This is a genomic window from Ralstonia pickettii (genome assembly GCF_030582395.1).
GTDB lineage: Bacteria > Pseudomonadota > Gammaproteobacteria > Burkholderiales > Burkholderiaceae > Ralstonia > Ralstonia pickettii_D.
In genome coordinates, this window is sequence record NZ_CP104381.1 from 2,857,156 (window position 1) to 2,870,217 (window position 13,062).

The 13,062-nt window shown below is 62.6% G+C and carries 12 protein-coding genes; 4 read left to right on the top strand and 8 right to left on the bottom strand.

The genetic code is table 11. The annotated features are described in order from the left end of the window. Positions 1 to 65 precede the first annotated feature (65 nt). The 3 genes from N5B55_RS13775 (at position 66) to N5B55_RS13785 (ending at position 1,296) form a co-directional block, all read left to right on the top strand. Complete coding sequence (locus tag N5B55_RS13775) at positions 66 to 404, top strand: hypothetical protein (RefSeq protein WP_065856182.1); 339 nt, start codon at positions 66 to 68, stop codon at positions 402 to 404. A 159-nt stretch (positions 405 to 563) separates the two neighbouring features. Beyond that, positions 564 to 1,052, top strand: a complete 489-nt coding sequence (locus N5B55_RS13780; RefSeq protein WP_065856183.1) for an aminoacyl-tRNA deacylase — start codon at positions 564 to 566, stop codon at positions 1,050 to 1,052. A gap of 10 nt (positions 1,053 to 1,062) precedes the next feature. Next, positions 1,063 to 1,296: a CDGSH iron-sulfur domain-containing protein gene (locus N5B55_RS13785; RefSeq protein ID WP_065856185.1), complete on the top strand. Its 234-nt coding sequence runs from the start codon at positions 1,063 to 1,065 to the stop codon at positions 1,294 to 1,296. 36 nt (positions 1,297 to 1,332) lie between these two features. Here the strand turns inward: N5B55_RS13785 and ettA are convergent, their stop codons facing one another. Beyond that, positions 1,333 to 3,000: an energy-dependent translational throttle protein EttA gene (gene ettA / locus N5B55_RS13790; protein ID WP_304538458.1), complete on the bottom strand. Its 1,668-nt coding sequence runs from the start codon at positions 2,998 to 3,000 to the stop codon at positions 1,333 to 1,335. Positions 3,001 to 3,139: 139 nt separating this feature from the next. On the opposite strand from ettA, the gene N5B55_RS13795 reads away from it, so the two are divergent. Then, complete coding sequence (locus N5B55_RS13795; protein ID WP_304538459.1) at positions 3,140 to 4,255, top strand: winged helix DNA-binding domain-containing protein; 1,116 nt, start codon at positions 3,140 to 3,142, stop codon at positions 4,253 to 4,255. Between the two features lie 51 nt (positions 4,256 to 4,306). Here the strand turns inward: N5B55_RS13795 and N5B55_RS13800 are convergent, their stop codons facing one another. The 7 genes from N5B55_RS13800 to N5B55_RS13830 all read right to left on the bottom strand — a co-directional run bounded on the left by N5B55_RS13800 (position 4,307) and on the right by N5B55_RS13830 (position 12,506). After that, positions 4,307 to 4,675: a cytochrome o ubiquinol oxidase subunit IV gene (locus N5B55_RS13800; RefSeq protein ID WP_065856191.1), complete on the bottom strand. Its 369-nt coding sequence runs from the start codon at positions 4,673 to 4,675 to the stop codon at positions 4,307 to 4,309. Beyond that, positions 4,676 to 5,317, bottom strand: coding sequence for a cytochrome o ubiquinol oxidase subunit III (gene cyoC, locus N5B55_RS13805; RefSeq protein ID WP_027680203.1), 642 nt, complete (start codon positions 5,315 to 5,317; stop codon positions 4,676 to 4,678). Positions 5,318 to 5,320: 3 nt separating this feature from the next. Next, complete coding sequence (cyoB, locus tag N5B55_RS13810; protein WP_304538462.1) at positions 5,321 to 7,300, bottom strand: cytochrome o ubiquinol oxidase subunit I; 1,980 nt, start codon at positions 7,298 to 7,300, stop codon at positions 5,321 to 5,323. 9 nt (positions 7,301 to 7,309) lie between these two features. After that, entirely contained in the window at positions 7,310 to 8,272 is a 963-nt protein-coding gene (gene cyoA / locus N5B55_RS13815; RefSeq protein WP_304538463.1) for a ubiquinol oxidase subunit II, read from the bottom strand. 654 nt (positions 8,273 to 8,926) lie between these two features. After that, on the bottom strand, positions 8,927 to 10,570 hold the full coding sequence (locus N5B55_RS13820) for an Nramp family divalent metal transporter (protein ID WP_178960757.1): 1,644 nt from the start codon (positions 10,568 to 10,570) through the stop codon (positions 8,927 to 8,929). 46 nt (positions 10,571 to 10,616) lie between these two features. Continuing rightward, on the bottom strand, positions 10,617 to 10,823 hold the full coding sequence (locus tag N5B55_RS13825) for a hypothetical protein (RefSeq protein WP_012763069.1): 207 nt from the start codon (positions 10,821 to 10,823) through the stop codon (positions 10,617 to 10,619). A gap of 231 nt (positions 10,824 to 11,054) precedes the next feature. Then, positions 11,055 to 12,506 (bottom strand): carbohydrate porin, encoded by a 1,452-nt coding sequence (locus N5B55_RS13830; protein ID WP_304539798.1) that lies wholly within the window; start codon positions 12,504 to 12,506, stop codon positions 11,055 to 11,057. Between the last annotated feature and the right edge of the window lie 556 nt (positions 12,507 to 13,062).

Sequence of the window (13,062 nt, forward strand, 5' to 3'; positions counted from 1 at the left end):
ACGAACTTGATACACGAAGTCGCCGGCACCTCGGCCCCGGCCTCGCAACCGTAAGGAGAAGCAACATGAAACGCACATTGCTCGCATTCGTTCTGGGTGGCGCCGCGCTGTGCGCCTCGACGGCGGCGCTGGCGCATGTGGATGTCGGCGTTGCGATCGGCGTACCTGCTGCACCCGTGTATGTCGCACCGGCCCCTGTCTATGCCCCGCCGCCCGTGGTGTATCGCCCTGCCCCGGTGTATGCCCCGGCTCCGGTGGTTTATGGCGGCTACGGCTACTATCGCGACCGCGACGACTGGCGTGAGCGCGAATGGCGTCGCCACGAGTGGCGTGAACGTGAATGGCACGAACACGAACACGAAGGACATCACGATCACGGCTGGCACCGCGGCTGGGACCGCTAACGTCTCGCTTGACGAGGCAGCTGCATCGGCAACGGCCGCTCAGACGAGCGGCCGTTGCTTTTGTACGCTTGAATGCCTGCGCAATCCGCAAACCGACCTATGCTGACGTAGCGGCCCCTGCAATCCCGCCGCCGGCCGTACAGCCCATGGGAGGACGCCATGTCGATCTCCAGCACCCTCGACAGCTGCCTGCGCAGCAAAGGTTGCCTCTACGAGGTGATTCGTCATCCGCATACCCATACCAGCACCGAAACTGCGCGCGCAGCACACGTCCCAGGCGACCGCCTGGCCAAGACGCTGCTGCTTGAAGACAAGCTCGGCTATGTCGCGGCCGTGTTGCCATCGACATATCACCTGCATCTGGCGGAGCTGCAAAAAGAGTCGGGCCGCATGAACCTCACGCTGGCCGATGAATCGGAGTTGCGCGAAGTCTTCCGGGACTGCGACGCCGGCGCCGTCCCGCCCGTCGGCATGGCGTACGGCATGCCGACTTACATCGACAGCAGCCTGATGGCCCACGGTGACGTCTACTTCGAAGCCGGCGACCACGAAAACGTGGTGCATATGGACATGGACCAGTTCATGGCCTTGATGCGCGACGCCAAGCCCGCGCACTTCGCGTATCGCATGCAGGGCATCCTCTTCTGAGGAGACCGACATGGCCGACGATGTCGTCGTCACGGTCCGCAACAACGGACCTTGTCACATCAAGGGAAACTTCCGGATCGTCACCCAGGGCGGACGAGAATTGCCGGTGGAGGAAAGCCAGGCCTGGCTGTGCCGCTGCGGACACTCGTTGAACAAGCCGTTCTGTGACGGCTCGCACAAGCGCGTCGAGTTCGACAGCAATCTCGACGCGCCCGCCCCGATTGAGGCGGACCGGTCACCGTAAGCGGAAGCGCGGGCCGAAAGACCCGCGCGTCGCCGCTTAGCGCGTGACAGGCTTGTAGCGGATACGCTTGGGCTTCGCGCCTTCTTCGCCCAGACGCTTCTTCTTGTCGGCTTCGTATTCCTGGTAGTTGCCCGGGAAGAATTCGACGTGCGAATCACCTTCGAACGCGATGATGTGCGTGGCGATGCGGTCGAGGAACCAGCGATCGTGCGAGATCACCATCACGCAGCCGGCGAACTCGAGCAGCGCATCTTCCAGCGCACGCAGCGTTTCGACGTCGAGGTCGTTTGACGGCTCATCGAGCAGCAGCACGTTGCCGCCCGAGATCAACGTCTTGGCCAGATGCAGACGCCCGCGCTCACCGCCCGACAGGGTGCCAACATGCTTCTGCTGATCGCCGCCCTTGAAATTGAAGCGGCCGATGTAGGCGCGCGATGGCGTCTCATACCGGCCCACCGTCAGGATGTCAGAGCCGTTCGAAATCTCTTCAAAGACGGTCTTGTCTGCGGAGAGGGCATCGCGGCTCTGGTCAACGTAAGCCAGCTTCACCGTCGGGCCGATTTTGATGGTGCCCGAATCCGGCTGCTCCTTGCCCGTGATCATGCGGAACAGCGTCGACTTGCCGGCGCCGTTCGGGCCAATGATGCCGACGATCGCACCGGGCGGAATCGAAAAGCTGAGATTGTCGATCAGCAGGCGATCGCCATAGCTCTTGCTGACGTTGGTGAATTCGATCACTTCATTGCCCAGGCGCTCGCCGGCCGGAATGAAGATTTCCTGCGTTTCGTTGCGCTTTTGGTATTCCTGGCTGTTCAGCTCGTCAAAGCGGGCCAGACGCGCCTTCGACTTGGCCTGACGGCCCTTCGGGTTCTGGCGCACCCATTCGAGTTCTTTCTTCAGCGCCTTTTGGCGCGCCGATTCGCTCGACTCTTCCTGCTTCAGGCGCGTCTCTTTCTGATCGAGCCAGGAACTGTAATTGCCCTTCCAGGGGATGCCGTGACCACGGTCGAGTTCGAGAATCCACTCGGCGGCGTTGTCGAGGAAGTAGCGGTCGTGGGTCACGGCCACCACGGTGCCGGGGAAGCGCGTGAGGAACTGTTCAAGCCAGTCCACCGATTCGGCATCCAGGTGGTTGGTCGGCTCGTCGAGCAGCAGCATGTCTGGGCGCGACAGCAGCAGCTTGCACAGCGCAACGCGGCGCTTTTCACCGCCCGAGAGGTGCTCGATCTTGGCGTCCCACGGCGGCAGGCGCAGTGCGTCGGCGGCAATTTCAAGCTGCAGCTCAACGTTGTCACCGGAACCGGCGGCGATGATCGCTTCCAGGCGCGCCTGTTCTTCGGCGAGCTTGTCGAAGTCGGCACCTTCCTCGGCGTATGCCGCGTAGATGGCTTCGAGCTGCTTTTGCGCATCCATCACTTCGCCCAGGCCGCTCTCGACTTCTTCGCGCACCGTCTTGGCGGGATCGAGCTGCGGCTCCTGCGGGAGATAACCGATATTCAGGTTGGGCATCGGCGTCGCTTCGCCTTCGATGTCCTTGTCGAGGCCGGCCATGATCTTGAGCACGGTCGACTTGCCCGAGCCGTTCAGGCCCAGCACACCGATCTTGGCGCCGGGGAAGAAGGACAGCGAAATGTCCTTGAGGATCTGGCGCTTGGGCGGAACGATCTTGCCCACGCGGTTCATGGTGAAAACGTACTGTGACATGGCGTAAAAGCGGGGGAAAGCGCGTGAAATTGGGAACCCGCGGAGTGTAGCAAAGGCACAGCCCGCGCCGGGTGCGAATCGCGGATAGGCGGCGCGGCGTTTGCGGCACAATCGGCGCGATCCGGTGCAAGATAACGGCATGCCTCGCTCATCGCCGCTCGCCCCGCTGCTGACCCGCCGCGCGCTCAACCGTGCGCTACTCGACCGCCAGTTGCTTCTGCGTCGCGGTCGCATGACGCCGTTGGCGGCGATCGAGCGGCTGGTGGCGATGCAATCGCAAATTCCCCAGGCGCCGCACTACGGTTTGTGGTCACGGCTCGAGGGGTTTCGCACCGAGGCGCTCGACAAGCTGTTGACCAGCCGCCAAGCCGTGCGCGGCACGATGATCCGCTGCACGCTGCATCTGGCCAGCGCACGCGACTGCCATGCGCTGCGCCCGCTGCTGGAGCCGCAGATGCAGCGCATGGCCTTCAGCAACGCGGGCAAGAGCATCGCCGATATCGACCCCGCAGCATTGCGTGCGGCGGGCCGGGCCGCGTTGGCGGATGGCCCGCTGACCGCCGTGCAGTTAGGTGAACGCCTGCAATCGCTGTGGCCCAGGCATGATGCGACCGCGCTCGCGCGTGCCATTCCGTTGCTGGAACCGCTCGTGCAGGTACCACCACGCGGCCTGTGGCGTGGCTCTGGGCAAGCGACGCTGACCACCGTCGCCGACTGGCTGGGCGAGGCCATCGAACCCGCCGCCACGGCCGAGGCCTTGGTGCTGCGCTACCTCGCCGGCTACGGCCCCGCCTCGGTGGCCGATATGCAGGCGTGGTCGGGGCTCACCCGGTTGTCGGCGGTGTTCGAGGCGTTACGCCCCCGGCTGAAGACGTTCCGCGACCAACATGGCGTCGAGCTGTTCGACCTGCCGCGCGCCGCACGGCCCGACGCCGACACACCGGCGCCGGTGCGCTTTCTTCCCGAGTTGGACTGCGCGCTGCTGGCACATGCCGACCGGGCACGCATTCTTGACGATGGCCATCGCAAGGCGATCTACACCAAGAACGGCATCTTGCCGCCGACGCTACTGATCGACGGCTTTGTTGCCGGCACCTGGAAGCTGGACGTGGCCCGCGAGCAGGCCACGCTCACGCTGCGGCCTTTTTCAAAGCTCGCCAAATCCGACACGCAGGCATTGGAGGAGGAAGGCGCGCAACTGCTGGCTTTTGCCGCAGCGGATTGCGCCGCGCACACCATCCGCTTCGGGCAATAAAAAAGGCGCCCACCAGGGGCGCCCTTCCGATGCTGTGGAGGCTGGGCCTCGTTACATCGTCATCATGTTGGCGTTCATGTTATGCATGACCCACAGCGAGCCGACAACGACGATCGCCAGGATCAGCAGCGTGAACAGGAAAGCCATCACGTTCCAGCGCTGGGCCGACGAGCCGTCCAGGTGCAGGAAATAGATCAGGTGCACAACGATCTGCACGACCGCCAGGGCCATCACCGTCACCAGCACCGTCTGGTGCGAGTACCCGCCGTCCATCACCATCTTGAACGGGATGGCCGTCAGGATCACCGCCAGCACAAAGCCGATCAGGTAGCCCTTGACCGTGGCATGGCCAGCGCCGCCGGCCGAATGACCGTGGGCATCATCGTGGGCAATGCCCGTCGAAACGTTGGTCTGTTCCATTTACATCGCTCCCAGCAGATACACGACCGTAAACACACCGATCCACACGACGTCCAAGAAGTGCCAAAACAAGCTCAGGCACGACAGGCGGGTGGATTGGGTCGGGGTCAGTCCCTTGCGGCTGATCTGCCACATCAGGACGATGATCCACAGCATGCCGCTCGCCACGTGCAGGCCGTGCGTGCCGACCAGCAGGAAGAACGACGACAGGAATGCGCTGCGGCTCGGGCCTGCGCCTTCAGCAATCAGGTGATGGAACTCGTTGATTTCCATGCCGACGAACGCGGCGCCCAGCAGCAGCGTGATGCCCAGCCAGAGCATCACTTGATCCTTGCGGCCGTTCTGCAGGCTGATCATCACCATGCCGTAGGTGATGGACGACACCAGCAGGATGCCGGTTTCGATCGCCACGTACGACAGGTCAAAGAGCTCCTTGCCCGTCGGGCCACCCGCCGTCGCACCGCGCAGGACGCAGAACGTGGCGAACAGCGACGCGAAGATGATCAAGTCGCTCATCAGGTACACCCAGAAGCCGAAGACCTTGGTGTCTGCGGCATCGTGGTGGTGCGCATGGTCATGCGCGTGGTCGTGGCCGTGCGCGTGACCGTGCGCGGCGTGACCGTCTAGAACATTGGAAGCCATGGTTTAAGCCTGCGAACCGATACGTTGGAAGTAGGCCGACTCGGTCTCGTGAACCTCGTGAGCGGGCACGTAGTAATCGATGTCGTCGTTGTTGCTGCGGAGGATGAAGCTGCCGATCATGCCGACCAGACCCAGCACGGCCATCCACCAGATGTGCCAGATCAGCGCGAAGCCCATCACGATCGAGAACATGCCGATGAAGAAGCCGGCGCCGGTGTTCTTCGGCATGTGGATCTTCTCGTAGCTCGGTGCGACCTGCGTCGACACTTCCCCACGCGCCTTCATGTCGGCAAAGGCGTCGATGTCACGGATGACCGGCACGCGAGCGAAGTTGTAGTGCGCCGGCGGCGACGACGTCGCCCACTCCAGCGTGCGGCCGCCCCACGGATCACCGGTCAGATCAGCCAGCGCATGACGGTTGCGGACGCTCACGAAGATCTGGATGAGCTGCGAAGCGATACCGCAGGCAATGATTGCGGCGCCGATCACGGCGACGATCAGCCACGGCTGCCATGCCGGGTTGTCGGTATGGTTCAGACGACGCGTCATGCCCATGAAGCCCAGCACGTACAGCGGCATGAAGGCGGTGTAGAAGCCCACGAACCAGCACCAGAAGGCGCGCTTGCCCCACTTCTCGTCCAGCTTGAAGCCGAAGGCCTTCGGGAACCAGTACGTGATACCTGCGAGGTAACCGAACACCACGCCACCGATGATGGTGTTGTGGAAGTGAGCGATCAGGAACAGGCTGTTGTGGAGCAGGAAGTCGGCGCCCGGCACAGCCAGCAGCACACCGGTCATGCCGCCGATCACGAAGGTGATCATGAAGCCGATCGTCCACAGCATCATCGAGTTCAGCTCGACGCGGCCGCGGTACATCGTGAACAGCCAGTTGAAGATCTTCACGCCCGTCGGGATCGAGATGATCATCGTCGCGATGCCGAAGAACGCGTTGACGTTCGCCCCCGAGCCCATGGTGAAGAAGTGGTGCAGCCACACCAGGAACGACAGCACGGTGATGGCGGCAGTCGCCCACACCATCGATGTGTAGCCGAACAGCTTCTTGCGCGAGAACGTCGAGACGATTTCCGAGAACATGCCGAAGGCCGGCAGGATCAGGATGTACACCTCGGGGTGGCCCCAGATCCAGATCAGGTTCACGTACAGCATGGCGTTACCGCCGCCGTCGTTCGTGAAGAAGTGCATGTCCAGGTAGCGGTCGGCACCCAGCAGCGCCAGTGCAACGGTCAGCACCGGAAACGCCGCCACGATCAGGATGTTGGCGCACAGGGCGGTCCAGGTGAAGATCGGCATGCGCATCAGCGTCATGCCCGGCGCGCGCATCTTGAAGATGGTCGCGACGAAATTCACGCCGGTCAGCAATGTCCCGAGGCCCGATATCTGCAAGGCCCAGATGTAGTAATCGACCCCCACGCCCGGGCTGTAGGCCAGCTCCGACAGCGGCGGGTACGCCAGCCAGCCGGTGCGAGCGAATTCGCCCACGCCCAGCGACACGTTGATCAGCACCACACCTGCAGCAGCCAACCAGAACGACAGCGTGTTCAGGAACGGGAAGGCCACGTCGCGCGCGCCAATCTGCAGCGGCACGATCAGGTTGATCAGGCCCGTCATCAACGGCATGGCCATGAAGAAGATCATGATCACGCCGTGCGCGGTAAAGATCTGGTCGTAGTGCTCGGGCGGCAGATAGCCGGCACCGCCGCCCGAGGCAACCGCCAGTTGCGAGCGCATCATGATGGCGTCGGCAAAGCCGCGCAGCAGCATCACGATGGCCAGAATGCAGTACATCACGCCGATCTTCTTGTGATCGACCGAGGTGATCCACTCATTCCAGAGGTAGGTCCACTTCTTGAGATAGGTGATCAGGCCGAACAGGCCCGCGCCACCCAGCAGAATGGCCGACACCGTCACGACCACGATGGGCTCGTGCAGCGGAATGGCCTCCAGACTCAACTTGCCAAACATCGTCAACTCCTAGGAATTCTTGGCCGCGCTCTTGGGCGCAGGCAGGGCGGACTGCACCGGCAGCGGACGCGTTGCCGCCTCAGCCGTGGCCGTCGTGCAGTTGGCGCCTTCGAGCGCCTCGTCGAGCGTCAGGACTTTCTGCCCTTCGCCCATCTTGTCCATGTATTTGTGCAGGATGCTGTGATACAGCGTCGGGTCGACCGATGCATACGCCGCCGGCGGCACCTTTTCGCTCGGCTTAGACAGCTCGGCGTAGCCTTCCTTGGTCAGGTTCTGCGACGAGGCGCGTACCTGCTTGACCCAGGCGTCGAACTCTTCGTTCGTCATGGCCGTGGCCTTGAACTTCATGCCGGTGAAGCCCGAGCCGCTGTAGTTCGACGACATGCCGTCAAACACGCCGGTCTCGTTGGCGATCAGATGCAGCTTGGTCTGCATGCCCGCCATGGCGTACACCTGGCTGCCGAGCTGCGGGATGAAGAACGCGTTCATCACCGTGTCGGACGTGATCTTGAAGTTGATCGGTGTGTTGGCCGGGAAAGCGAGCTGATTCACCGTCGCGATCTTCAGCTCCGGATAGATGAACAGCCACTTCCAGTCGAGCGACACGGCCTCGACGGTGATGGGCTTCACATCCGATTCGATCGGCTTGTACGGATCGAGCGCGTGCGTGGACTTGTAGGTGATCACGCCCAGCACGATGATGATCAGGCAGGGAATCAGCCACACCACGGCTTCGATGGCGTTGGAGTGCGACCAGTCCGGCTCGTAGCGGGCCTTGGTGTTGGACGCGCGGTACTTCCACGCAAACACCAGCGTCAACACGATCACGGGGATGACCACCAGCAGCATCAGGCCGGTCGCCACCAGGATCAGCGTCTTTTCTTCAGCCGCAATCATCCCCTTCGGGTCCAGGACCGTCAGGTTGCAGCCCGCCAGCATGAGCGGGAGGCTTGCGGCGAGGAGCCGCTTCATATGTGGAACGAGTGTGTTCTTCATGTCTTGCACAATTGCGCCGGCGATGCTTCCGGACATCACGGGAGCCAAGCAGCCCAACAGCAGCCACAGGCGGAAAAACGCGGGAAATGAGAGAAGACCAAACCACCGGCGCCCCGAATACGGCTGGGGGTGCGGCAGCGGATCTTCGATCACATCAGGCGCCGGTCAGGGAGAAGCTGAACCCAACGCCCTCAGTTCGCGAGGCGGACTTCGCTCATGCCGGGCATGGGCGAAGTCGAACTCCGCCGCGTCGCACAAAGCGGCGGACGACAGATCGGGGGCGTAAAAGGTCGGAGCAGGCACTACGTCATGCGCCCGTTGGGGAGCGCGGTTGGAAGTGGAATGCGGGCGCGATCTTACTGCCAGACGGCGCTTCAGATCGCGCTATCTGCTCAGGCAGGTAGAAAGCGACGTCGATTGACAAATGATGCCCTGGCCGTACGCCTAGGGTTTACGTGGCTTTGCGGGTAAGCAAATCGAAAGTGCCTGTTGTTGCACTGCGACAATCAGCCACAGTGGCGCGCAGCCGAGGTTGCGTCGGAATGTGCGCGCTAATGCAATCGGCAATGAGCGCCATTCTTATGTTGACCGGGCCAACGAGGTGACCCGGTCGAAGGGCTCTTCATGCGGTCATTGGGTCACCAGCCCGGCAATCCGCACCAGCACCAGCCCGGCGGCCACCACGAGGTAGCCGCGCAGCACGAACATCCAGGTGCGCTTGAGCGGCGTCCAGCGTGCAGGAGTGAGTTGCTCAAGCGGCGGCATCGTCCAGTGATTGCGATCCAGCACGCTCACGCGCAGCGGATGCTGGGGGCGATGACTGCGTCGCTCGATGCGCCATAGCACCAGCGACATCACGATGGCGACGAGCGAACCACCGATAAGGATCGCGCCGATCTCGAACTCGCCGATGCCCGGAAACAGCACAGCGGCTGTAAGGATGACCGAGAGCATGACCAACACAGCCACCACCCCACCGGTGAAGATGTTCATTGCGCGGCCGTTCGTCCATGGGCCGAGCACCGCCTTGTCGTTGCACAACAGCAGAAGGAACACTGTGGCGCTCGGCAGCAGCACACCTGCCAGCGATTGCACCGCATTGGTCAACAGACCTAGCGGCACGCCGGGCGTCAGAACGAGCCCCGCGGCCAGCAACGTCAGCCCGAAGTACACGGCATAGAAGCCTTTCGCTTCCGTCGGCTTGCGATGCAGCGAATGCCGTACGGCAAACACATCGCCAATCGCATACGCGGTCGACAACGACACCGCGCAGGCGCCGATGATGCTGGCGTCCAGCAGCGCAATCGCAAACAGGACACCGGCCCAGCGGCCCGAGTGGCGCTCCAGGCCATGCGCCGTGCCAAGCGCATCGGTGTAGTTGCCGAACTCCGGCGTGCCGTGAAAGGCCTGCGCGCTGAAGGCGATCATCGCCACCGCGCCGGCAATCACGAGGACGATGCCCAGCCACAGATCCGCGCGTTCATAGCGGATGAAACGCGCGGTGATGCGCTTGTCGATCACGTAGCTCTGCTGGAAGAACAATTGCCACGGCGCCACGGTCGTCCCGACGATGGCGATGATCAGCAGCATCACTTCCGCCAGCGGTGCACCGGCCGGTAGAGCAGGCACGAAGAAATCGCGCGCCACCTGCCCCATCGGCGGATGCACCATCAGAAAGATCGGAATGAGCGTGAGACTGCCCGCCACCAGCGCAAGTGCAAAGCGCTCGAACCGTCGGAAGTCACCCGTGGACGCGGCCAACATCACCAGCGCCGCCGCTGCGCAAACGCCCCAATGTCGTGGGATGCCGAGGTACTCCAGCGCCAGGCTGATGCCGATGAACTCGGTCACGAGCGTCAGCGCATTCACCAGAAACAGATCGATGACGGAAAAGCTGCCCCAGAACTTGCCGAAGCGCGCAAAGATCAGCCGCGCGTGCCCGACGCGTGTGACGGCGCCCAGACGCAGCACCATCTCCTGGTTCACGTACAGCACGGGGATGAGCAACATGAGCGTCCACAACAGCGTGGTGCCGTAGTTCTGCCCGGCTTGCGTGTACGTTCCGAAGGCGCCGGCGTCGTTGTCGCCGACCATCACGATCAGGCCAGGGCCGAGGATGGCCAGCAACGTGCGCAAGCGTGCCCGCCAGCCGTCACGCGCGCCGGTATCGTGGTGCGCAATGGTGCCGAGCGCGCCACGAATGTCGCCCACATGTGCCTCATCAAGCGCGGCATGACGTGGTGGTGCGTCGATGCCAGTAGCAATTTGGGTCATATCGACCTCCGCTTTGTTATTGGGTAAGGGATTACCTGTCGTTGGATTACCAGTAGGTGCGCGACAGCCGGATGGCAGCTGCTGCGTAGCCGTGGTTGGAGAGCGATTGGCCGCCGTCATCAGCACGGCGGTCCGACGTGGCCGGCGCAGTGTTGGCACGCTCCGGCGCACCAGCGCGGACCTGCACGAACGGCGAGCTGAACGGCAGCGCAATGGCCGAGAAACGACGGGCGGGAATGGTGAATTTGCGCATAACAACTCCTGACCGCATGGGCGCGACGCGTGCGCGGCATGCGGCAATCGCCGCGCATGGGCTTCGTACCCAAGGCGGCAGATTCAGACAATCAAGGAGCGATGCAGACACCGCTGCCTTGCCGGGGCGGCAAGTCAGCAGCAGGGAACAACCGTGCGGCGGACTCGCCTAGTAGGAAAGAAATGTCGGATAAGGTCGACTCGGACTGTCCATATGGGTCCTCCGTAAGTCTTAGAACTCGGCGTGGACGCGCATGCCGTAAAATTTGGCAGGGCCGCGGTCCCGGTTGTAGCCAGGGTTCTGGATCAATTGAAAATCGGGGCTGAGCATAAGGCCCTTGACCGGTTGAAAGCTGTAAAACAATTCGAGTACGCGCTCGTGGCCGTAGTTCAACGCGCCATCTCCCAGGAACGCGCCACTGCCGCCCGCCGCCAGGTAGGCGCGGTGATCCGGGCCTAGCATATTCAGCGAAAATGCCGCACCCACCACATCATTGGGGCGACCCCAGGCCGTGCCCTTGAGCAGACCGCCGAACGACACGTTGCGCCCCGCCTCGGTAAAAGCATAGGTCTCCGTCTTATCGTCCGACCAGTTCAATCGGGTGAAGAGGCCCAAGTTTTCACCCACCTTTTGCTCGAAGGACAAACCCACGCCCACCTTGGCGTGCTCACGCCGCACCAGGCTCAAATCGGGCTGGCCCGCAGTGGCTTGACCGAGCGCAAGAGCATCGTCAAAGCGGCCCATACGGGCGAAGTTTCGCCATCCGAGCAGGCGGACTTTGCCCTCCTGGCCGAGCAGCGTGTAGCTCTTCTCCAGTTCGAGCATGTCGCCGTAATGCTTCAGAAGACGCGTGTCGAGCGGCAAGCCGTTGGACTCCACCGGCTGGAGGAAGCGGCCCGCGCGCACGGCCCAGCCAAGCTCGCTATCGATGTACTCGAGTGCAAGCCCCCAGCTGTAGCCGCGAGCATCCGCTGCATAGTCGAACGACGGATGCGTCATGAACGACCAGTTCAGGAACTGCGTGCGCGGATCGTGGGCGTACTCCACCGCATCGAACACGTCGAGCACGGGCAAATTGCCCACGGTCAGTACCACGCGACGCTTGTCCACCACGTCGGCGAACTGGTTGAAATCGGCGTCGACCTTTTCGGTGTCGCCACCCAGACCCCAGGTCTGGCGCAGGAACACGCGGGCGCGGTAGAGCGTCGGGTCGGTGCCGGTGACCTTGGCAAGTTCCCCGTTGGTTGGGCCGCCAAGCCCGTGCAGTTCGGAGAAAGCCTTGCCCATCACGACTTCTGGATTGAAGTGGACCTCGGCGCCCTTCCACAACCGCATGCCCAGATCGAGCGTGGTGCTGAACGAGTAGCTGATCGCGCGGTCGCCGGTCAGGCTGTTGTCGCCACTGTACGGAGACTTGAACGCGGGCTTGGCTTGCCAAACCCAGGTCGATTGACCGTGGAAACCGAAGCGGTCATCCAGTTCACCGCCAGCAATCGGCAGTGCATCTGCAGCCGGCGCGGAAGCCGGGGCTTCTTGCGCTTGCGCTGCATGGGTGAAAACAGAGAACGAGGTCATCGCGGCCAGCAGGGCCGGACGACGGAACGGACGCAGTGCTGCGGCACGCACCAGAACGAGCGGACGCACTGCGACCCAAACGTATTGCAGCATCGAGAGAAACAGCATGAGACCTCCCCCGTTCGTTTCTATGACGAACGTAGGCATGAGCCGACCACGATCCTCCCAGGAGACCACGAACGCGAACGCGCACGCAGCCACATGGCCGTGTCGGTAAAACAATCGAATTGTGGGAATGGGCTTATACGGAGAACCCGCACAAGTGCCACTACCCGCCGTGCAATGCGGCTAGGCAGTGGATGGCGCAAAGCGAAAACCATGCGCCGAGACTGTCTAGCCGTTCAGAGTGCGATCGAAGATCGACTAGAACAACTGTCCATGGAGAACATCTCCGTAGTGATGACGGGGCGCAGAGTAACAAAGTGTTCTCGGACTCGGCAAGCGTTTTTTGGAGGGGGTGAAAGGCGCTTTGCGCGCCGGCAACACGCGCATACCCCGCAAACCCACGACTGGCGCGGAATTGGCTTGCCCGCGCCATTTGCAAGCATCTTGGTCACATCAGAAAATACTCCCCCCTAGTACGATCGTAACCACACAATGCACGTGCCTTTTTGGGATGTACTGAACAAATGTCGTGGGCATTCGCACCCGGCTGCCGCGCCTG

Excerpts from the sequence above, each read along its gene's own strand:
- N5B55_RS13780 (WP_065856183.1), top strand. The coding sequence starts at position 564 with ATGTCGATCTCCAGCACCCTCGACAGCTGCCTGCGCAGCAAAGGTTGC.
- N5B55_RS13775 (WP_065856182.1), top strand. The coding sequence starts at position 66 with ATGAAACGCACATTGCTCGCATTCGTTCTGGGTGGCGCCGCGCTGTGC.
- N5B55_RS13785 (WP_065856185.1), top strand. The coding sequence starts at position 1,063 with ATGGCCGACGATGTCGTCGTCACGGTCCGCAACAACGGACCTTGTCAC.
- N5B55_RS13800 (WP_065856191.1), bottom strand. The coding sequence starts at position 4,675 with ATGGAACAGACCAACGTTTCGACGGGCATTGCCCACGATGATGCCCAC.
- ettA (WP_304538458.1), bottom strand. The coding sequence starts at position 3,000 with ATGTCACAGTACGTTTTCACCATGAACCGCGTGGGCAAGATCGTTCCG.
- N5B55_RS13820 (WP_178960757.1), bottom strand. The coding sequence starts at position 10,570 with ATGACCCAAATTGCTACTGGCATCGACGCACCACCACGTCATGCCGCG.
- N5B55_RS13795 (WP_304538459.1), top strand. The coding sequence starts at position 3,140 with ATGCCTCGCTCATCGCCGCTCGCCCCGCTGCTGACCCGCCGCGCGCTC.
- N5B55_RS13830 (WP_304539798.1), bottom strand. The coding sequence starts at position 12,506 with ATGCTGTTTCTCTCGATGCTGCAATACGTTTGGGTCGCAGTGCGTCCG.
- cyoC (WP_027680203.1), bottom strand. The coding sequence starts at position 5,317 with ATGGCTTCCAATGTTCTAGACGGTCACGCCGCGCACGGTCACGCGCAC.
- cyoB (WP_304538462.1), bottom strand. The coding sequence starts at position 7,300 with ATGTTTGGCAAGTTGAGTCTGGAGGCCATTCCGCTGCACGAGCCCATC.
- cyoA (WP_304538463.1), bottom strand. The coding sequence starts at position 8,272 with ATGAAGCGGCTCCTCGCCGCAAGCCTCCCGCTCATGCTGGCGGGCTGC.
- N5B55_RS13825 (WP_012763069.1), bottom strand. The coding sequence starts at position 10,823 with ATGCGCAAATTCACCATTCCCGCCCGTCGTTTCTCGGCCATTGCGCTG.